We start from the raw sequence: 20466 nt of genomic DNA on the forward strand, positions 1-20466 counted from the left end.
TTTTTTCAAATCAAAATCGTTCGCTTTTTTTGTAAGGGACACCTAGATATGTAAAATAACAAGAATTTTCTGAAAATTATTCTTTTGTTTCTCTCATGAAGATGTTAGAATGGTTGTTAAACTATAAAGGGGTGATTATTTGTTAGAGAAATTTTTGAAATTGTCGTTAGTTCAACGTATTGGTTGTGGTATTTTAATTGGTATAATACTTGGTATTTTTTTACCGACCTGGGGATTTATTGCTTTATTAGGAACGTTGTTTGTTAGTTGTTTAAAAGCGATTGCGCCGCTGTTAGTGTTTTTCTTAACTGCTGCTTCGATTGCGAAACACAAAATGGGGAATGAAACATTTGTAAAGCCCATTTTAGGATTGTATCTAGGCGGAACTTTTTTAGCAGCTTTTGTTGCGGTGATCACTAGCTCGATTTTTACAGTGCCGATCACACTACAAGAAACAGCTTCGGAACAAGCGCCTCAAAATATAGGTACTGTTTTATCTACGATGTTGACCAATGTCACTCAAAATCCAATTCAAGCAATTATTGATTCTAATTATTTAGGTGTGCTATTTTGGGCGGTATTATTAGGGTTGGCATTGCGGACACGTACGGAAGCAACGAAAGAAGTTGTCGATCAGATCTCAGTCGCATTATCACAGGTGGTTCAATTGATTATTTCTTTCGCTCCGATCGGTATTTTGGGGTTAGTCTATGAATCAATTGCAACGACAGGACTTTCTGGACTGACCGAGTATCTCCAATTAGTTCTTGTGTTAGTAGGAACGATGCTCTTTGTTGCTTTGGTCATCTACCCATTACTTACTTTTTTGTTTATCAAAGAAAATCCCTATCCATTGATTTTCTTTTGTTTAAAAGAAAGTGCAATCTCTGCTTTCTTTACGCGTAGTTCTGCGGCGAACATTCCGATCAATATGATGTTGGCAGAAAAGCTGAAATTAACAAAAGAATCTTACGCCATTTCGATTCCATTAGGAGCAACGATCAATATGGGGGGAGCGGCAGTGACGATCACTGTCATGACATTAACGACTGTCCAGGCACTAGGGATCGAAGCTTCTTTTGGCTTGAAATTGATTTTAAGCATCTTGGCGGCTTTAGCTGCTTGTGGTGCATCTGGAGTAGCTGGTGGTTCATTACTGTTGATTCCTTTAGCTTGTAGCTTATTTGGCATCTCAAATGACATTGCGATGCAAGTGGTAGGAATCGGATTTATTATTGGGGTCATCCAAGATTCGGTTGAAACAGCTCTGAATTCTTCCAGTGACTTACTATTTACCGCAATTGGTGAATTAGGTGCTAGAAAGAGAAATGGGGAGAATGTTTCGATCAAAAGTCGTTTGAATGAATTGCAATAGATGGATCTTTCTACCATCATTTCAAATTACATTTTTTTTAAAGTCAACAGCAATCGTCTGTTGGCTTTTTTCATATCTTTTATTGTGAGTAGAATTATTTAGTTGTTTCTGAGTATACTAAAAAAAGACTTCGATTAGTAATGTGCATACTATCTCATTGTTTTCTAATGATTTATTTGGTCTTCTAATCGGTTGTTTGAAAAATTATAGTAAATATAGAAGGTGATGGAAAATGAAAGTTATGCACTATCAGGAAAATAAAATGCGCAGAATAACCATTCTCAATCGACTGTTGAATTTTGAACACTTAAGTTACCAACAGCTTTCTGATGAATACTTTGTCTCACGAAGTAGTATTGCCAATGATCTTTCTTATGTGAAGGATATTTTTACCAAAGAAGGATTGAGTTTGACATTTGATCGTTCGGGAACATTTTTTGAAGGAAATGAAATTCAAATCCAACGTGTGTTGAAGCGGACCATCCTTAATCATTTCAATGAACTAGAAGTGGTAGCAGAGCTGGTAGATCAGCAGCTTTTAAGAAGAATCGAGCAAGCTTTTCGGCAAGGAATCAACGAAAAACAAATGGAGATTCCAGAGAGTTATTTCAAAAGCATTGTGATTTCAATTTTATTGATTGTCCAACGCTCAAAAGAGGGTAAAAAAATAGATTTGATTGGTAAGAATCAGTATGGAAAATATTTCTTGGAGTTCAACAAGTACCCGCTTGTGTATGAACTATTAAAAAAATTAGAAGACCAGAAAATTTATCAGTTCACGCAAGAAGAGGTCCAATATTTAACTTATATTATCGTAGGAAGTGGCTTGAAATTCTTTATGAAAAGTGAAAATATTCCTTTTGCTTTTCGTGGGAAAATTCGACAATTGATCCAAAAGGTTAGCGAAGGTGTCCAGATTGATTTAACGCAAGATAACCGTTTAGAAGAAGATCTTCTAGTACACCTGTATCAATTACTTTTACGAATTGAAGCGCAAACAACGATCGTCAATCCTTTGATTGATGAAATCAAACAAAATTATCCGTCCATTTATGGGGTTGTATGGTTTGCATTAAAAGATTTTCGTTGGCCAAGTGAAGTGAATCTGTCTGAGGATGAAGTTGGGTTTGTCACCATCCATTTTCAAGCTGCTATCGAGAGAATCAAACGATTGAACAAATTATTATTTGTCTGCCCGAATGGGATTGGAACTAGTTCATTTGTTTCAGCCAAAATACGAAGAATCTTACCTGATATTGACAGCATTGAAACTGCCTCTATTGACAAGTTGACTTACATGGATCTATCAGAAATTGATTTTATTATTTCTACAGTAGATATACCCAAGCAAGAAAAGCCTGTCGTCAGAATTTCGCCCATGGTGACTAGTCGTGATATGAAACGAATCATGAATCATTATATCGATTTAGTGATTGATCATGAGCATATGAAAGAAAGGCGGATATTACCTGAAAAAACAAAACACTTGCTTGCGGCCAATATTTATTTTGGTCATTATGAGTCAAAAGAAGAAGCAATCCATTTTCTGATTGAGCAGCAAAACTTTAAAAATGACTATAAAAAAGAACAATACACCCAGTCGGTTTTTGACCGAGAAGCAATCCAATCTACCTATCTCGATAACGGTTTTGTGATTCCTCATGGTAATCCGTTATTCGTAGAAGAGACTGCTATTGCGATATTAGTAGCGGATAAACCAGTTGATTGGGGAAATCAAAAAGCAGATATCATCGTATTATTGATGATCCGAGAAGAAGATGTGAAAGAAGTTGAAGCAGTGATGAAACTGATCATGCAAGGGATTGGTGATAAAAACTGGTTCATCTCAAAAATGTTGGAGGTAAAAGAATGAGTAGAATTGATCCATTATTGGCAAAAGAGCAGATCCAAGTAATCGATACAGTGGAAAATTGGGAGACTGCCGTTGAGATTGCAAGTGAGCCTTTGTTAAAAAGTAAAATGATAGCGCATACCTATTTGGATAACATGATCAAAAGTGTAGAAGAACATGGTCCATATATGGTTTTAACCGACTATTTTGCCCTCATGCACGCCAAACCAGGAGTAGGAGTGAATGAACAAAGCATGAGTCTTTTAGTCGTAAAAAATGCAGTAGATATGAAAGAAAAAGCGGTGAAAATATTTTTAATCTTAGCTGCAAAAGATAGTGAGAGCCATCTGGAGAAATTGCAAGAAATCATGTCCATATTTATGGATGAAGTAAAGTATCAAACTATTTTATCGGGAAATAAGGAACAAATAATCCAATTACTAACCTAAGGAGGAAGAAAAAATGAAAATTTTAGCAGTATGTGGATTTGGTGTTGGAAGTTCAATGGTTTTAAAAATGTCGATTGATAAGGTGATCAAAGAGCTAGGGCTTAAAGCTACAGTAGAGAATACTGATTTATCCTCAGCAAAAGCGACTCAAGCAGATGTTTATTTTACTAGTAATGAATTACTTCCAGAACTGAAAGCTTCGGTCAAAGCGCCTGTTTATCCAATCAAAAAATATATGGATACAAATGAAGTGAAAGCACAATTAGAACAATATTTAGCAAACAAGGAGGGCTAGACTGATGAATTTTATTAGCGATCATATTTTGAAAAATCCACCTGTTCTTTTAGCCCTGATCGCGATGATCGGTTTGATCATCCAACGAAAGTCATTTTCAGAAATCATCAAAGGTTCCTTGACCGCAGCCTTTGGGATGGTGGCGTTAACGGCTGGGGTAAATATGTTGGTAGGGACGATAGCTCCTATCAATACAGCGGTCCAGACACAATTAGGTGTGCAAGTTACTGAAGGGTTATCTGATGTGACTTTTACAGCAGAATACGGTGGTACAGTCGGTTTAGCTATGTTCTTAGGATTGATCATCCATTTATTGATTGCTCGGTTTACACCAGTCAAAACGATTTTTCTGACTGGGCACATGCTGTGGTGGTTCCCATTTGTATTTGTAGCTGCCGGAGTAGAGGCTGGTCTAACTGGCACTTTACTGATTGGGATCAGTGCATTATTGTCTGCTTGCTATTGGTCATTCATGCCATGGATCATGCGCAAATATGTTTGGGATGCTACCGGTGATGATTCTTTCTTGATCGGTCATCCAACAGGGATCTTATCATTGATTTCAGGATTTGTGGCAAAGCGTGTGGGAAATAAAGAAAAATCGACAGAAGATATCAATGTTCCAGAGAACCTTTCATTTTTCCGTGAAATTTCGATCACGGGAGCATTGGTCATGTTTCTTATGAATGTGGTAGTTGGGATCATCGCACCAGTTTTGATTCCAGAAGGTGGGAATCTTGTTATGTTTGCCATTGAAGCTGGGTTGAATTTCGGTGCTGGATTATTGATCATGTTGTATGGTGTTCGTTTATTGATTAATCAAATTATTCCAGCTTTCCAAGGGATTGCTGAAAAAGTGGTACCAGGTGCGAAACCTGCTTTTGATGTCCCGATTCTATTCAATTATCGTCCGAATGCGGTCATTATTGGGTTTATCGTTGCGATGATCACTTCAACGATTTTAGTTGTCTTAGCAAATTCATTCCAGTTATTTGGTGTACTGATTGTACCATTGGTCATTACAAGTTTCTTTGAATGTGGTGGAGCTGCAGTCATTGGTGAAGGCCAAGGCGGTTTTCGTGGGGCAGTTCTCGGAACGATTGCAGCATCTGTCGCAATGGTTGCTTTAGTTGGTTTTTCTGCCATGATTTTCAGTACAACGATCCAAAGTTGGATCTTGATTTTTGGCGGAAACGATTTGTCATTGTGGGGAATGATTGGACGAGGAATCAGCAGTTTGTTTGGAGGGTTTTAAATGTTTCGTTACATGGATAAAATCAGAGAACTATTAACAATTGTCGAAGAAAAAGAAAGGCAATCAATTGGAGAAGCGATTAAATTATTGACTCAAGCAAATTTACAAAAACATTCTATCTATATTTTTGGCGCCAGCCACGCGGGTATTTTAGCAGAGGAAATGTATTACCGCGCTGGAGGAATGATGACGATCAATGCAATATTTGGACGAGAAGTGATGTTGGATCGAAATCCAGTAACCTTTACGAGTCAAATGGAGCGATTAGAAGGCTATGGAATGGCCATAGCCGGAACGATTCCTTTTAAAGAAAATGATGTATTGATTCTTCATTCAGTATCTGGCAGAAACCCGATCATTATTGATTTAGCTAAAGTGGCAAAAGAAAAAGGAGTAAAAATCATCGCACTAACAAATGTATCCTATTCGAAATCTGTAACTAGTCGCCATTCATCAGGGAAACGATTATTTGAAATTGCGGATATCGTGATCGATAACCACGGCGATATCGGAGATGCGTGTTGTGAACTAACAGGGCTATCACAAAAGGTCGGGCCTTCTTCTACGGTGATTGGAGCGTCCATTCTCAATACGATCATTGTAGAAGTTTGTGAACAGTTGATTTCTGAGGGAGTGAAACATCCACCGATTTTCTATTCTGCCAATATAGATGGTGGCGATCAATTGAATGCTGAATTATTTGAAACGTACAAAAAGGTCATTCATTATCCATTCACTTAAACTAGCGCGTCGTGAGCCATTGATTTTAAAAAGATAACTTTTTTGAGAATATAGTAAATAAGCTATGTCAAAGCAAAAAATCCTTTGATCCTAACTCACTGAGTGTGACAGAATCAATAGGATTTTTTGTTTTGCAATTAAATTGAAAATGTTATTCTGTATATAAGAATAAAAGTGTTTTGGAGGAGTACATGGTTTTTTTACGACGTTATGGGCTTTATTTTTTATTTCTAGGAGTGTTGAGTGATTTTTCGACACCTTATATTTTGGGCTTGTTCTATCCAGGTTTAGATCAATTGACGCTGCCGATCAGTGTGTTCGGTGACGTCACAAGTCCAGTGAGAACATTCTTTCTTGTTTGTTCTGTTTTTTCAGGCATCTTTTTTATCTTATCCTTACCTGCATTGTATGCTTCGTTTGAAAAAGTATCTACTCATTTAGCGAAATGGTTGGTTGTTTCACTAGGTTTCTATGCGATAGGCGATTGCCTTTTTACAGGATTGTTTAGTCTTAACACCCAAGCTACTTCGTGGGATTTCTCAACGTGGGTACATAATGTTGGTTCTAGTTTAGGTTATAGTGGCTTTCTTTTATTTCCGGTTTTTGCTTTATTGCTCTATCGAAAAGAAGCGAATCAACCAATCAGTCGAATGTATATCGTCTTAATAAGCTTGAGTCTGCTGAGTGCGATGATTTACGGACTGGCAAGGATCCCAGTGCTGAATCACCTCCCACTATTGGATAAACTAGGTTTTTGTCAAAGATTGAGTTACTTCTTCAATTATTTAACGATCGTATCAGTAGGTATCAACCAACTAAAACGAGTGACAAAATAGCTGTTTGGTTGAACGAAATGATTATTTCTAAACAATCGAATAAGCGAGCTTCCTGAAGGTTTTTTTCAGAAAATTAGCCGCGCAAGCCAAAAATAGGAGAGACTATTTTCGACTTGCGCGGCTTATTTCTCGAAAGTAGGTACTTCTGCTACTAACTTGCTTAAAAAAATTTATAAAGGTGTTCTTACTTTTCTGCCAACTTAATTGGCAGAAATCTCTACTTTTTAATTTGGAAGCGCCAACATATACTTGGTTCAGAAAGGAAAATCAATCATATGAAAACGAGAACGATTGAGTTACTTCAAAGATTTAGAGCATATCATTATCCAATCAAAGCGGAACAATTAGCTTTAGAGTATCAAGTCAGTCAACGAACGATTCGTCAAGATGTGCTTGATGCCAATAGTTGGTTGCGAGCCAATCAGCTGGCAGAGATCCAAACGATTCGTAAGCAAGGGTTTCTGTTGCGTTTAAGCGATGAGGAAGAAAAAAGATTGGCAGAAGCATTGGTGACTTATCAAGAGGAGTTGTTGAATCGTGACGAGAGGACCTTTGATTTAGTGTTATCGATTGCTTATGAGCAACAGCCAGTTTATTTGAATCGTAAGGAAGAAGCATTCATGATCTCGAAAAGTACGCTGGACGAAGATATGCGTCGTTTGCGAGCGGATTTGATCAAATACGGTATCGAGATCGTGAGTTTTGGTAGACAGGGATTGGTCTATAAAGGAGCGGAGCGCTCCATCCGCACGATGATTTATGACTTGATCAATAAGAATCTAGGAAGAATTGATTTTTCAGCAAGAAATGGTACGAAAATCACTGCGGCTCAAAGAATTTTTCAACAGTATTTTCCACCTTCGGAGATTGTAAAGCTCGAAGCCATCTATACAGATACTATGATCAGACAAGAAGATGATATCTACAAAAATCAACTCTTGCTGTTTACGATGATTTGGGTCCAGCGAGTCAGAAAGCATGAACTTATTGCAGCCATCAATTGGAAAAATAATAACGAAAAAAAAGATTGTTTCACTGATTTTATTGAAAAAGTCATCGTTGAGTTTCGCTTGACAGACGTTCCACCGGTTGAAAGAAACTACCTTCGTTTTACGATTGAGACATTCAGTTCAAAAGATATCAGTAATTCGTTGGAATGGGTCCAAGCCCAACTGTTGACGATCCAACTGATCCAGTTCGTCGAGGAACAGACCCGTATCCCATTTCACTTAAAAGAAGAAATCCTGTGTGAAAACCTTTATAAACATATGACGGCTTTGATCATTCGCATCAAACATCGAATCCAAGTCACGAATCCTTTGAAAGAAAATATTCGGGCCAATTACCGCCCCATCTATGAAGCAGTTGAATTATTTGTCCCAACGATCGAGGAAGTCATTGGTGGAGAGATAATCGAAGATGAACTTGCTTTTCTAGTGATCCATTTTTCGACGATTGCTAGCACGATCAAACAGAATGTCACGTCCATGTATAAATCAGTGGTGGTTTGTCACCATGGACTGGCGACCGGCAATCTATTAGCAGAAAATTTAAAAGAGAAGTTTCCACAAATTGAAGTTGTTGCGGTATTGAGTTCTAAAGAAGCGGAGTTGGTGGATAAGTTAGATGTTGATTTGATTTTCAGTACGTTTCAATTATCAGATCAGAACAAACCACTGCTTGTGTTGGAGCCTATTTTAACCGATGCGAATCGTCCGATCATTGCAGAATTTTTAAACGCTCACCAAAAGGTCCAACGGCTGATTCCGACAGAGAGTGGGCAAACAGAATTGTTTACCGACGTCTTGCGGATCGTGGAAGAAAGTGGAGGCAAGATCGATCGGTCAATCTACACCAAATTAGAAACATTATTTGAGCAAAATCATTTAGAAATCAATAAAAGGGAGATCCAACCAATGCTAAAAGACATTTTGACAGATAATCATATATTGATCCAAGAACACGTAGACAATTGGCAAGAAGCGATTGAACGAGTGGCTAAACCATTGTTGAAAGAAAATATCGTTGAGTCAAGTTATGTTGATGCGATGGTCCGTGCAGTAGAAGAGTATGGCGCCTATATCGTTATTGGCAAGCATCTGGCATTAGCCCATGCCAGACCAGAAGATGGCGTCAATAAGTTAGGGGTGAGTGTCGCGACGATTCATCAGCCAGTTGATTTTGGCAATGAAGAGATGGATCCGGTTAAAATCATTTTCTGCTTAGCAGCGGTGGATTCGTATTCTCATTTAACGATCATGAAAGAGTTGATCGAGTTGATCAATGACGAAACGAAATTGACTCGTTTGATCGAAAGTCCTAATGTAGATTCATTTAAAAAACGACTATTTAAGTAGAAAGAAGGAGAGAGTGGAATGAACAAATTGAATATTTTATTTGTATGTGGTGCAGGGTTAGGAAGTAGTTTTGCCGCTCAAATGTCAGCTGAAGATGTATTGAATAAATTAGGAGTGACAGCTAAGCTGGATCACTGTGATATTTCTTCGGCCGTTTCGATGAAGCCGGATGTGATCATTACCGCAGAGAATTTTCGTTCACAATTTGAGAAATTTACCATTGATCCGACAACAGCCATGATTTACTTGAAAAATATCGTCTCAAAAGTTGAGATCGAAGAGAAGTTAACACCAGTTTTACAAAGTAAGGGAGCTATCTAATCAAGAAAAATAGGGGGAGAAAACATGGGCGTTATCAATTTTATTATCGAAAACATTTTGACTCAAGCGTCGATCACGATTGCCTTGATTGCGATGTTAGGGCTGATTCTGCAAAAGAAATCAACGGGTCAGATTATTTCGGGTACATTGAAAACATTGCTAGGCTTTCAAGTTTTAAGTGCGGGTTCGAGTATCATCGTCGGTAGTTTGACGTATTTTGGGCAAATTTTTACCGAAGGGTTCCAAATGGAAGGGATCATTCCGTCAATTGAAGCAATCAATGGTCAAGCAATGAATGAACTTGGTCTAGGTAGAGATATCGCATTAACATTTTTAGCTATTTTTATCTTTAATATCTTACTTGCCCGTTTTACGAAGTGGAAATATATCTTCTTGACTGGTCAAGCAATCTTATGGATGGCGACGATGACTACTGTATTTGGGTACTTCGCTGGGTTACGTGGGTTTGTCTTGATTTTAGTTGGTGGTTTCATTGGGGCAGTGTTTGCTATTGCGATGCCAGCGATGGCGCAACCAATCATACGCAAGGTCACTGGTTCAAACGATATTGCTTTAGGCCATTTTTGTACGATCGGTTATTTATTTGAGGCTGGGGTAGCAAAAATTTTTGGTGAAAAAGGCGAGAACAAGAAATCGATTGAAGATATCAAATTGCCTGCTCACTTTGAATTTTTACAAGATACGTATCTATCGGTCATGGTGGTGATGGTACCTCTTTATATCGTGACTGTGTTGTTTGCAGGAGAGACGTTTGCGGCTGAGCTATCAGGGGGCCAAAACTACATCATGTTTGCCTTTTTACAAGCTATCCAGTTTGTTGTCGGTGTATACGTCTTACTTTCAGGGGTACGCTTATTACTAGGCGAAATTGTTCCAGCGTTTCGTGGGATTGCGATGAAACTAGTTCCTGATGCGATCCCAGCGCTAGACTGTCCGGTATTCTTCCCTTATAGCCCGAATGCAGTGATTTTAGGGTTCATCACCACAACGATCGGTACGGTCATTGCGATGTTTACATTACCGATGTTTGGATTAGCGATGATTCTGCCAGGGATGTTGACGAATTTCTTTGCTGGGGGGACAGCGGGTATTTTTGGTAATGCAGTTGGTGGACGACGAGGAGCAATCATTGGCGGGATCGCTCATGGTTTCTTTATTACCTTGTTGCCAGCATTACTAGTAACGATTTTCAATTCAATGGGATTTGTTAGTGCGACAGCGACAGATGTCGACACAGTAGTGGTAGCGCTACTTTACGCTTGGATCTTAAGTCCGATTTTAAAAGCATTCTAATGTGAAAGTAGGGATCATGATGTTTGGTTTTTTGAAAAAGAAAAAAGAGCAACCTGAAGTAATACAGACGCTTTCCAGCGAAGAAAAAGAAGAACTTCAAACAGCAATCGAACGACTCAAGAAAGATATCGACCAGACAGAAGAAACAGACCAACTAGCTGTTCTTTTTGAACAAGTAGGACTAAAACTCGCTGAGTTAGGGGATAACGATCAGGCAATCGAACAGCTTGAAAAAAGTTTATCACTGAAGAAAAGTATCAATGATGGGTACAAGAAGTTGATGTCTTTATATAATGCAAAAAGAGCAGAAGCTGCACGAGCTGGGAACGATCAAGGAATTGATCATTATATGGGGAAAATGGACGAGATGCGACAAATTGCTAAACAACTCACGATTACAGGGAATAAATAAGAATAAAGGTGGCTATAAAAAATGTATACGACATTAAAAGAAGTAACAAAAACAGCAGAAGCTTTGAATTTTACCGTGGGCGCATTCAATGCGCATAACTTGGAGATGTTGCCAGAAATGTTACGAGCAGCGAAAGAAATGGGTGCGCCGATCATTATCCAAACAAGTGTGGATACGGCGAAATATATTGGGATGAATGTCTTAGTCAATGTAGTGAAAATGATCGCTGAAGAAGAAATGGTGGATGCTGTCCTTCATCTGGACCATGCGCGTGATTTCTCTGATATCAAGCAAGCAATCGATAGCGGTTATACTTCGGTGATGTATGATGGTTCCCATTTACCTTTTAAAGAGAATATCTTGAAAACAAAAGCAGTCGTTGAATACGCCCATGCTCGTGGTGTCTCAGTGGAAGGGGAGCTAGGAACGATTGGTGGGACGGAAGAAGGAATCCATGTGGCAGAAGATGATAAAGTGTATACCAAACCAGAAGATGCGGTAGAATTCGTAGCAGCAACTGGAGTAGACGCATTAGCAATTGCTATTGGAACAAATCATGGGCAATTCAAATCAAAAACAGAAGTCAATCTACCACTCCTGAAAGAAATCGACGCAGTAGTCGATGTTCCCTTGGTCATCCACGGTGGTACTGGAGTGAAAGAGGAAGATTATCCAGAGTTGATCAATCACGGAATCCGTAAATTCAATGTTGGGACAGAGCTACTTGTCAACTGGACGAAAACCGCAAAAGAAAGCTTTGGTGAAACAGAAGTCAGCCGATCATTACGCCACAACATGATCCCAGCCAATGAAGCAGTGAAGGCAATCATCAAACATAAAATCGGCTTGTTTTTGAATACAGGAAGTGAGATCTATGCAGGAAAGAGCTAAAATAAAAAAATATTTGTTTCTTTTGGCAGGAAGTCCTGGGACAGGGAAAACCTATTTGATGGAACGACTGTTCGAACGGTTTCCAACGATGTATCGTCTTACCTTAGATGAAGTCAAAGAGTATTACGCTGAATCAATTGGGTTCGATAATTTAGCTGAACGAGCAGAGCAAGAAAAAAACAAGGTGTATCCATTCTTTTATCAGGCGTTGGAACTGTACATGGAAGCTGGGAAGAAAGTGATTGTTTCAGAGTATCCTTTCAGTGACAAACAAAAAGGACCATTAGAAGCGTTATCAAAAAAATATGGCTATGAAGTGATCACGATTCGCTTGCACGCAGACTTTGATGTACTATGGCAACGACGTTATAAAAGAGATCGTGATCCTGAACGTCATTTGAGTTATATCATGGACCATTATCATTATGGGGATACGTTGGACGATCGATCGTTAGGAACCAATCATATCACCAAAGAAGAATTTAGAGCTGTTATAAATGATCGAAAGTATGAACACTTTGAACTTGGAACGCTTTATACATTCGATGTGACTGATTTTACCAAAGTGGATTATACGCCGCTGTTAGACGAGTTAGAGTGGCGAGTGGCGAATGACCAATAAAAATTAATATCTAGTTGATTGATTCAAGTTTTAAAATGAATCGTAAAAAGTAAAAGCCTATCCTCCTATTTATCGAGAGATAGGCTTTTTTGTTTTTTATTACTAGATTTCCGTGCCATATGTCAAAGCGACTCTTTGGTGGATAACCAATCTGATAATTCCTTTAAGACTGTTTGGACTTGGGGCTCGTTTGTTTGTTTCAAAAAGTCATGTTCTAAATCATAAACAGGTTTGAATCGACTATTCGGGATCTGTTTACTTATCCTTTTACTTGAAGCAAACGGTACTTCTTGGTCTGAGGTGCTGGCGGTACTATAGCAAGGAGGAAAAGCTGCAAGTTCTTTTTCACGAATGGCATGATCCGACCAATCCAGTGATTTCGGTAAGCGATAGTAAGCGGCTAAGATTCCTTGTTGTCGTCCATAGTGATAAAGTAAGGCGCGAGCCATCAGTGGATCGTCTGCCGTGGGTGTTTGTTGATCGATGCCTATAAGCATTTCTTCTGTTAATGTGTGTGTGGTGGGATTGGTTTGTTTCTTCAGAAATTCAAAATCAGTATATCCATAAAAATTGATTAAGAAATTGGGTGAAATCCCTTTATCCATAAGCAAATATTTGGTTAGGTGGAACATCAAATAACTTCCCGCAGAACGTCCACAAATACCAAAGGGGTGTTCATGGATGATTGTCTTTTTTAAGACATCAAAGCTTTCATTTAGTTTTGCAATGATTTCTGTTACAGATGTATTTGGTGCCAACAGGTAATCAAGAGTTAGTAGAGTATAGCCATGAGCTAGAAAGAGATCCTTTAGTGTGTGGGGTATGTCACCTTTTGATCCGTAAATCAATCCGCCACCATGCAGATAAAGGATATATTTCGGTGTATCGCTCTGAGCAGGATAAATGGTTACTGTAATGTCATCGAGCAGTTGTTTGGTTTCTTTCATTTGCCTGTCTCCTCATTTTGATAATATAGGCGCCAATCTCATGATTGACCATTTGTAACGGATTTGTTAAATCAATTGATAAATAATCGAAAATTTTGTGGAGACGATAACGAATCGTTTTAGCATGTAAAAACATTGCTTCTGCTGTTTGTTTGTAGTTCCGATTGTGTTGTAAAAAACAATAAAAAGTTTCAAATAAGTCATAGTCTGTTTGAGCCAACTGCGCCAATTTTGGAGGGATTGCTTCTTGCAATGTTGCTATTTGATTCTCTCGAATAAAATGTTTGAATATGCCGATATCTTCGGATGTCACCACAGGACCGTTGTAAAATGAAGTATTGAAATTCAAAATATCCAAACATTCAAACAGCAATTCCTTGATTTCTTGTCGTGGTTTTGCTTGGCTGATGGCAAATGTTACTTGTTCATTTTCTGTGAGTATTTCTGCCATCACGCGTGAGATCTGATCTTTAGTGATAGGCCCTTCCGATTGATCAAAGTTGAATAAAACAGCTGAATATTGATGTTGGTCAAAGAAAATCGCTTCTTTTTTCAGTGTCCGTAAAAGTGTAAGGATGCGATTTTTCATTAATTGCGTTTGCATCTCTTTAGTTGAAAAGACGATTGTCTGGTAAGTATCTTTTGATTGCATATGTGCTTCTTGTAGCAAGCTATCTAGTTCTTCAGGATTTCGTGGTGTATTTTGTAAAATGGCATCAGCTAAATTATTTAAACGGGTATAGCGTTCTTTTTTCAATAGGCTTTCTGTATTGAATTTTTCTTGCAAGGCGTCAATGGCATTTTCGATAATAACTAGGTCGGTTTCTTTGATTTGTTGGTTGTTCAGATAAACAAGCAATAAGCAATTGAGAGAATAGTTATTGAAAATCGCGATCTCTAATGCATAGCGTTTTTTCGAGTCTGTTTGAGCATAAAGTGTCAGTAAAGAATAATCGTTTTTCATGAAATCTGTTTGCGGTAGCGATTCACGTGAGAGTACGATGGCATCGGTTGGAATCATCCCTTCGCAAATTTCGATTTCTTTATCAAGCAATTTTAAGGAAAAAGGAAGTTCGATGATTTGATAAAACTCTTGCATGATCGTTTCTAAAGAAGAAAACTGCTTTTCTAGGCGATTGAATCTCTGGCGTGCTTCATAGTAGGTTCGTAAAGTATGGGCATGTGCATTGAGTAACGGCTCATAAATCGTTAGTAGAATTTTTTCATAGCTGATCTCTTGACTGATTTTGATCAATGGGATTTCATATTTGAAGCACAATTCAATAAACCATTCGGGGATCACCTTGATAAAACGATCGGTTTTTAACACAAGACCACTGATCCCGATTTGACACATCTTGATGAAAAAATCTTCCAGTTCTTTTTCTGATAAGTCATTCAATGCATAAAACGAGGTCAGGATCAGCTGATTTTGTTTGCTCCAATTTTCGATATCAATGGCTTCTAAGACCATTGCAGTTTCGACTTCATTATCTAAACCGATCTCATTCGTTAGAATCTTCCCTTTTTTTAGTTCACCTAGCAATAATAACTCCCTTAATTTCATCATATTCTCCTTTTTTCCTTTTATGGATAAAAAGTATAGCATTCTTTTAGAAATACGTCCGATGAAAACACTTTCTTAATCTTCTACAATGACAGTGTAAGAATGAATAAGGAGGGGCATTATGTTAGAAACGGTTGTTTTACCAAATAATTATCAAGATTCCATCAACTTGATGCTATTGACTAATCAAATCAATTCGCTTGAGGAAGTCAAGATGAGCCAGATCATGATGGGAACGGATGCTAATAAAGACATTTTGAATAACACGTCACTTTTAACAGAAAAAGCACAAACTGCGTCTGCGAACGATTTGATGATCGTGGTAGAGAGTGAGGATGAATCAATCATGGAAAAGGTATTGCCAATGATTGATGATTTTTTAGCGGATCTATCAGCAAAAGAGACAGCGCAACCGAACAAATCAGTGACTACGTGGAAAGAAGCATTGAAACAATTGCCAGATGCCAATGTCGCCTTGTTTAGTATTCCGGGGGAATACGGCGCAGTAGAAATGGCACGTGCGTTGAAGAATAATCTGCATGTTTTTTCATTTACGGATAATATTGCGATCGAAGATGAAGTCCGTCTGAAAAAACTAGCGCATGAAAAAGGGTTACTGATGATGGGACCAGATTGTGGGACAGGTATTTTATCGAGTATCCCTATTGCTTTTACGAATGTTGTCGCACCTGGAAATATTGGCGTAGTTGGTGCATCTGGTACGGGTATCCAAGAAGTGACGACAATCATCGATCGTCTAGGTGGAGGTGTGGTTCATGCTATTGGTACTGGTGGTCGTGACCTGAGTGACAAGGTGGGAGCAATAACGGTCAAAGATGCAATCGTGGCACTTGAAAACCATGAACCAACAGATGTGATCTGTGTGATTTCTAAGCCACCTGCAAAAGAGGTGCGTGACGAAGTAGTGCAATTATTGCAGAGTATTTCAAAACCAGTCGTTGCTATATTTTTAGGAGAAAAACCAACGAATCACGAAGGGAAAGTCTATCTGGCACACACGTTAGAGGAAACTGCCCGTATCGCTGTGGATTTAGCAAACGAAGCAACAGTGAAAAAAAATTACTTTGAAGCACTAGAACAACCGGATGTTTTGACGCTTGCTAAAGAAAAAGTCGTCAAAGGGCTATATTCTGGGGGGACGCTCGCAGCTGAAGCAGGCATGTTGATTTCAGAAGCATTAGATTTAGGTGGTCTGGTCAAAGAAGATGGGTATATCTTGAAATCTCAAGGGTATGAAGTGATTGATTTAGGAGATGATCGTTATACACAAGGTAAACCACATCCAATGATCGATCCGGAAGTCCGGATCCACAAAATAGAAGAGTACGCCAAGGAAGAAGCAACTGGTGTCATCTTATTTGATGTTGTTTTAGGGTATGGTGCACATGAAGACATGGTTGGCGCATTGTTACCAACGATTCAATCTGCGCAGTCAGAAGCAGAAAAAGCAGGACGAGAACTTTATTTCGTTGCGACAGTGTGTGGGACGAAGAATGATCCACAAGACTACCAAAAATCAGTGGAACGCTTGAAAGAAGCAGGTGTTTTTGTCGCAGAGAGTAATGCTAAAGCGGTTCAATTGGCATTGTTGTTAAAAGGCATCAGATTGTCTGAAGCAGATAAAGAAGTCTTAGCATATGATGGAAAAACAGTTGCTGTACCACAACCGAGTGAGCAAGTCATGGAGTTATTGACGACGAAACCGCGTGTAGTGAATGTCGGTTTGAAAAGCTTCACCGAATCGATTGTCACCTATGGTGGACAAACAGTCCAGTTGGATTGGCGGCCTCGCGCGAGCGGTAACAAGAAAATGATCAAAATTTTAGATGAGTTAGAGGAGCATCAGGAGCAAATTGACGAAGAAAATCAGAAAGTGACAGAAAAAATCAAGAACGCACAGCCATTTCTGGTCGATGTGGTCCCTGCAAAAACGGTGATTCCTGAATTAAATGATCCAAAGCAAAAAACACTGTTGCATGCAGGCCCGCCAATTACTTGGGAGGCGATGACTGGACCGATGCGAGGCGCGTGTCTAGGTGCAGCGTTATTCGAACGTTGGGCAGAAAACGAAGAAGAAGCATTAGCACTTTTTGAAGCAAATGAAGTGCGATTCATTCCTTGTCATCATGTACAAGCAGTAGGACCAATGGGAGGGATCACTTCTGGTGATATGCCGGTCTTCATTGTTGAAAACCGGAAAGAAGGCAATCAAGCCTTCTGTATCTTGAATGAAGGTATCGGTAAGGTATTACGTTTTGGTGCGTATTCCCAAGAAGTCGTTGATCGCTTAGATTGGATCAAAGAAGTACTAGGACCAACAATCCATCAAGCGTTGGCATTCACCGAGGAAGGATTGAATCTAAATGTTTTGATCGCCCGGTCGATTACGATGGGTGATGAATTCCATCAAAGAAATATTGCTGCTTCTTTGAATTTTCTGAAAGAAATCGCTCCATTGATCATTCAAACGGAGATTCCTGAAGAACAAAAATATGATGTAATCAAGTTCTTAGCAGATACGGATCAATTTTTCTTGAACATCATGATGGCTACGGGAAAAGCAATCGTCGATGGTGCGCGCCAAGGGACTAAAGGAACGATCGTGACAACGATGACACGTAATGGTGTTGATTTTGGTGTTCGAATCGCAGAAACAGGCGATACATGGCATCTAGCGCCTGTAAACACACCAAAAGGCTTGTACTTTACAGGATTCAATGAAGAAGATGGTAATCCAGATATTGGCGATAGTGCTATCACAGAAACAGTCGGTGTAGGTGGAATGGCCATGGTGGCAGCACCAGGTGTGACCCGTTTTGTTGGTGCAGGTGGTTTTGAAGATGCGTTAGCAACCTCAAATGAAATGGCGAAAATCTGCGAAGGGCATAACCCGACGTTTTCGATACCAACTTGGGATTTTCAAGGAACTTGCTTAGGAATCGATATTCGCAAAGTGGTGGAAACAGGAATCACCCCTGTTATAAATACTGGGATCGCGCACAAAAATGCTGGAGTGGGACAAATTGGTGCAGGTACAGTTCGGGCACCACTCGCTTGCTTTGAACAAGCCTTAGAGGCCTATGCTAAAGAGCTAGGGATCAACGTTGAGTAATCAAGAAATTCAAATGAGCGAGTATTTATCTCCACTTTTGCAATTTGGAAAAATAGGTGTGATCCACAGCGTGTTTGAGCATTCCTTTAATGTTGAAATCAATCAACAATTGATCAATATCGCCTGTTTTCATGAGTATCTATCTAGTTTTGGTATCAATCTTCCTGAAGATCGATTTAACACACTTGCTTCGGCTCTTCAAACAGGAAATCGTGTGAAAATAAATGACGATCAATTGACGATCTACAGTACTTCAAGTGTCAGACAAGTGACATTAAAACCGTGTCGGCTGGTTCCGCTCAACGTCTTCAAGTTAGGGCTATCGAAAAAACAACTACTTTTATTGAAACCATTTTTGGCTGAAAAAAACTGGCAGACAAAAATCGGGTTACCGGTAGATAAACGTGCTTCCACACTGTTTGCTCGAATGGCACAGCCAAATAGAGAGTGGATGACAACTGATTGGCAAGAAGTCGTTGGTTATCTTTTAGGCAGAGGCAAAGGATTGACGCCTAGTGGTGATGACCTATTGATGGGCTATCAGCTTGTTTTAGGGACTGTTTCAGATCCCAGAGGAATCGCGTTAGCGGTTGCTCTGGGAGAAGCCCAAACGGCAACGACTGCAATCAGCCAAGCGTATCTAACTTGTGCGACAAAGGGATACGCCAATTCACTAGTGCATCAATTATTTTCAGACTTAGCACAAAATCAAGAGGAGAAAATAGAAGAACAGTTAGAGAAAATCATGAGAATCGGTCATTCTTCGGGAATGGATCTAGCTTTTGGTATTTGGTTGGCGCTACAAGCAATCGAAGGAGAAGAAAGTGAGGGTGAAACATGGAAGCGAGTAAACAAAAACAAGCAGTAAGAGTCAGTGATACTTACTGGATCAAAGTAGTAGCAATCTTTTTTATTGGTTGGATCTTGATGTATGCCACACGAACGATTTTCAACCCGATCATGGGGGTTGTTGGGGAAGAATTCGGTTTAAGCAATACGCAATTAGGCTTAGCAAATAGTATCTTCTTTCTGACATATGCCATCGCTCAGATTCCTTTTGGGATCGTCGGAGACAAAATCGGACGAAAGTTAGTCATCACGGTAGGATTTTTACTTTTGGCAGTAGCGACATACTTCACCGGATTAGCCACGACGTTTATTTTATTCTTAGTGATTCGTGCAATCGCTGGGATCGGGCAAGGTGCATACTACGGTCCACAGTTTGCCTTGTCGACAGAAGCGATTCCAAAGAGTAAACGGACGATTGGAAATGCCATCATTAATAGTGGTATGGCTTTTGGAACATCAGGCGGTTATCTTCTATCAAGTAAATTGGTCTTAGAAAACGGGGATGATTGGAGCAAACCTTTTTATCTTATGGCGATCCCTACATTGATTGTTGGCATTTTGTTTTATGTATTGTTGAAAGAAAAAGTGATCCGTCCGGGTGAAGAAGCAGAAGTGGAAGAAGGCCCCAAAGAAAAAATTTCTTTGAAACAGATTTTTACAAATCGTAACTTAGTAGCAGCCTTTATTTTATGTTTTACCAGCATTTATGCTAATTTTGTGATTCTTACTTGGTTGCCGCAGTTTTTGATTGCAGAACGTGGATTTACTGGAGCGAGTGTTGGCTTTATTTCTTCTTTAGTCCCTTGGGCATCGATACCAGGCGCCTTACTCTTTGCACGGATCAATGATAAGACAGGAGCGACGAAGAAACTAGTCTTTGTTTTGGTTCCATTAGCAATCGTTTCAGTTTTTGCTATCGCTTTTGTTACCAATCGTACCTTATTGATCACAGTGCTGATTCTTTATGGATTGACTGGGAAATTAGCACTTGATCCGATCATGGTGACGTTTGTCACGAAACATGCACCAAGAGCAGCCTTAGGAACGACGTTAAGTGCGTATAATTTTATCGGGATGTCAGGATCGATTTTAGCTCCTTACGTTACTGGTTATTTAGCAGATACTTCAGGTTCGATGCAAGTTGGTTTTTACCTCTCTTGTGTCTTGTTGTTCATCGGGTTGATTCTTTTTGCCCTATTGGCAAAAGAGGATCGTACACAAACGCTGAAGTAATAGAAAGAGGTGTAGGA

18 protein-coding genes are annotated in these 20466 nt (G+C 39.3%); 16 read left to right on the forward strand and 2 right to left on the reverse strand.

Features of this window, described 5'->3' with window-relative positions; translation table 11 throughout:
* Positions 1–139 precede the first annotated feature (139 nt).
* The 13 genes from sstT to CUS89_RS09250 all read left to right on the forward strand — a co-directional run bounded on the left by sstT (position 140) and on the right by CUS89_RS09250 (position 12720).
* Positions 140–1375 (forward strand): serine/threonine transporter SstT, encoded by a 1236-nt coding sequence (gene sstT / locus CUS89_RS09190; RefSeq protein ID WP_104871885.1) that lies wholly within the window; start codon positions 140–142, stop codon positions 1373–1375.
* A gap of 232 nt (positions 1376–1607) precedes the next feature.
* Positions 1608–3248 (forward strand): BglG family transcription antiterminator, encoded by a 1641-nt coding sequence (locus CUS89_RS09195; RefSeq protein WP_104871886.1) that lies wholly within the window; start codon positions 1608–1610, stop codon positions 3246–3248.
* The gene (locus tag CUS89_RS09200; RefSeq protein WP_071866177.1) at positions 3245–3676 is read left to right on the forward strand and encodes a PTS sugar transporter subunit IIA; all 432 of its coding nucleotides are present in this window, start codon (positions 3245–3247) and stop codon (positions 3674–3676) included. Before CUS89_RS09195 ends, CUS89_RS09200 begins: the two co-directional genes overlap by 4 nt.
* 13 nt (positions 3677–3689) lie before the next feature.
* Positions 3690–3971, forward strand: coding sequence for a PTS sugar transporter subunit IIB (locus CUS89_RS09205; protein WP_023518991.1), 282 nt, complete (start codon positions 3690–3692; stop codon positions 3969–3971).
* A gap of 4 nt (positions 3972–3975) precedes the next feature.
* Positions 3976–5226, forward strand: a complete 1251-nt coding sequence (locus tag CUS89_RS09210) for a PTS ascorbate transporter subunit IIC (protein ID WP_104871887.1) — start codon at positions 3976–3978, stop codon at positions 5224–5226.
* Positions 5227–5967 (forward strand): sugar isomerase domain-containing protein, encoded by a 741-nt coding sequence (locus CUS89_RS09215; RefSeq protein ID WP_104871888.1) that lies wholly within the window; start codon positions 5227–5229, stop codon positions 5965–5967.
* A gap of 191 nt (positions 5968–6158) precedes the next feature.
* On the forward strand, positions 6159–6803 hold the full coding sequence (locus CUS89_RS09220) for a DUF998 domain-containing protein (protein ID WP_104871889.1): 645 nt from the start codon (positions 6159–6161) through the stop codon (positions 6801–6803).
* Between the two features lie 275 nt (positions 6804–7078).
* On the forward strand, positions 7079–9160 hold the full coding sequence (locus CUS89_RS09225) for a BglG family transcription antiterminator (RefSeq protein ID WP_104871890.1): 2082 nt from the start codon (positions 7079–7081) through the stop codon (positions 9158–9160).
* Positions 9161–9178: 18 nt separating this feature from the next.
* A complete protein-coding gene (locus CUS89_RS09230; RefSeq protein ID WP_010736508.1) occupies positions 9179–9481 on the forward strand; it encodes a PTS sugar transporter subunit IIB in 303 nt (100 codons plus the stop codon).
* 24 nt (positions 9482–9505) lie between these two features.
* Complete coding sequence (locus CUS89_RS09235; protein WP_104871891.1) at positions 9506–10795, forward strand: PTS sugar transporter subunit IIC; 1290 nt, start codon at positions 9506–9508, stop codon at positions 10793–10795.
* 19 nt (positions 10796–10814) lie between these two features.
* Positions 10815–11207, forward strand: a complete 393-nt coding sequence (locus tag CUS89_RS09240; RefSeq protein WP_074799666.1) for a hypothetical protein — start codon at positions 10815–10817, stop codon at positions 11205–11207.
* A gap of 21 nt (positions 11208–11228) precedes the next feature.
* Positions 11229–12098, forward strand: a complete 870-nt coding sequence (locus CUS89_RS09245) for a class II fructose-bisphosphate aldolase (RefSeq protein ID WP_104871892.1) — start codon at positions 11229–11231, stop codon at positions 12096–12098.
* A gap of 1 nt (position 12099) precedes the next feature.
* Positions 12100–12720 carry an AAA family ATPase gene (locus tag CUS89_RS09250; protein WP_071866225.1) on the forward strand — a complete coding sequence of 207 codons (621 nt, stop codon included), beginning with the start codon at positions 12100–12102 and terminating at the stop codon, positions 12718–12720.
* Positions 12721–12842: 122 nt separating this feature from the next.
* On the opposite strand, the gene CUS89_RS09255 is transcribed toward CUS89_RS09250, so the two are convergent.
* Positions 12843–13667 carry an alpha/beta hydrolase fold domain-containing protein gene (locus CUS89_RS09255; protein WP_104871893.1) on the reverse strand — a complete coding sequence of 275 codons (825 nt, stop codon included), beginning with the start codon at positions 13665–13667 and terminating at the stop codon, positions 12843–12845.
* Positions 13639–15234 (reverse strand): PucR family transcriptional regulator, encoded by a 1596-nt coding sequence (locus CUS89_RS09260; RefSeq protein ID WP_104871894.1) that lies wholly within the window; start codon positions 15232–15234, stop codon positions 13639–13641. Before CUS89_RS09260 ends, CUS89_RS09255 begins: the two co-directional genes overlap by 29 nt.
* Positions 15235–15355: 121 nt before the next feature.
* On the opposite strand from CUS89_RS09260, the gene fdrA reads away from it, so the two are divergent.
* From fdrA to CUS89_RS09275, 3 genes are read left to right on the forward strand one after another with little or no spacing between them, the layout of a single operon-like run.
* Entirely contained in the window at positions 15356–18367 is a 3012-nt protein-coding gene (gene fdrA, locus CUS89_RS09265; RefSeq protein WP_104871895.1) for a bifunctional FdrA/YlbE family protein, read from the forward strand.
* Positions 18360–19235 carry a DUF2877 domain-containing protein gene (locus CUS89_RS09270; protein WP_104871896.1) on the forward strand — a complete coding sequence of 292 codons (876 nt, stop codon included), beginning with the start codon at positions 18360–18362 and terminating at the stop codon, positions 19233–19235. The genes fdrA and CUS89_RS09270 overlap by 8 nt, the downstream gene beginning before the upstream one ends.
* A complete protein-coding gene (locus CUS89_RS09275; protein WP_104871897.1) occupies positions 19205–20449 on the forward strand; it encodes an MFS transporter in 1245 nt (414 codons plus the stop codon). The genes CUS89_RS09270 and CUS89_RS09275 overlap by 31 nt, the downstream gene beginning before the upstream one ends.
* The last annotated feature ends 17 nt before the right edge of the window (positions 20450–20466 follow it).

Origin of the sequence: Enterococcus mundtii (assembly GCF_002947535.1) — a bacterium.
GTDB classification, from domain to species: Bacteria; Bacillota; Bacilli; order Lactobacillales; family Enterococcaceae; genus Enterococcus_B; species Enterococcus_B mundtii_B.

Excerpts from the sequence above, each read along its gene's own strand:
- CUS89_RS09195 (WP_104871886.1), top strand. The coding sequence starts at position 1,608 with ATGAAAGTTATGCACTATCAGGAAAATAAAATGCGCAGAATAACCATT.
- CUS89_RS09205 (WP_023518991.1), top strand. The coding sequence starts at position 3,690 with ATGAAAATTTTAGCAGTATGTGGATTTGGTGTTGGAAGTTCAATGGTT.
- CUS89_RS09220 (WP_104871889.1), top strand. The coding sequence starts at position 6,159 with ATGGTTTTTTTACGACGTTATGGGCTTTATTTTTTATTTCTAGGAGTG.
- CUS89_RS09255 (WP_104871893.1), bottom strand. The coding sequence starts at position 13,667 with ATGAAAGAAACCAAACAACTGCTCGATGACATTACAGTAACCATTTAT.
- CUS89_RS09260 (WP_104871894.1), bottom strand. The coding sequence starts at position 15,234 with ATGAAATTAAGGGAGTTATTATTGCTAGGTGAACTAAAAAAAGGGAAG.
- CUS89_RS09235 (WP_104871891.1), top strand. The coding sequence starts at position 9,506 with ATGGGCGTTATCAATTTTATTATCGAAAACATTTTGACTCAAGCGTCG.
- fdrA (WP_104871895.1), top strand. The coding sequence starts at position 15,356 with ATGTTAGAAACGGTTGTTTTACCAAATAATTATCAAGATTCCATCAAC.
- CUS89_RS09275 (WP_104871897.1), top strand. The coding sequence starts at position 19,205 with ATGGAAGCGAGTAAACAAAAACAAGCAGTAAGAGTCAGTGATACTTAC.
- CUS89_RS09225 (WP_104871890.1), top strand. The coding sequence starts at position 7,079 with ATGAAAACGAGAACGATTGAGTTACTTCAAAGATTTAGAGCATATCAT.
- CUS89_RS09230 (WP_010736508.1), top strand. The coding sequence starts at position 9,179 with ATGAACAAATTGAATATTTTATTTGTATGTGGTGCAGGGTTAGGAAGT.
- CUS89_RS09215 (WP_104871888.1), top strand. The coding sequence starts at position 5,227 with ATGTTTCGTTACATGGATAAAATCAGAGAACTATTAACAATTGTCGAA.
- CUS89_RS09210 (WP_104871887.1), top strand. The coding sequence starts at position 3,976 with ATGAATTTTATTAGCGATCATATTTTGAAAAATCCACCTGTTCTTTTA.
- CUS89_RS09245 (WP_104871892.1), top strand. The coding sequence starts at position 11,229 with ATGTATACGACATTAAAAGAAGTAACAAAAACAGCAGAAGCTTTGAAT.
- CUS89_RS09240 (WP_074799666.1), top strand. The coding sequence starts at position 10,815 with ATGTTTGGTTTTTTGAAAAAGAAAAAAGAGCAACCTGAAGTAATACAG.
- CUS89_RS09200 (WP_071866177.1), top strand. The coding sequence starts at position 3,245 with ATGAGTAGAATTGATCCATTATTGGCAAAAGAGCAGATCCAAGTAATC.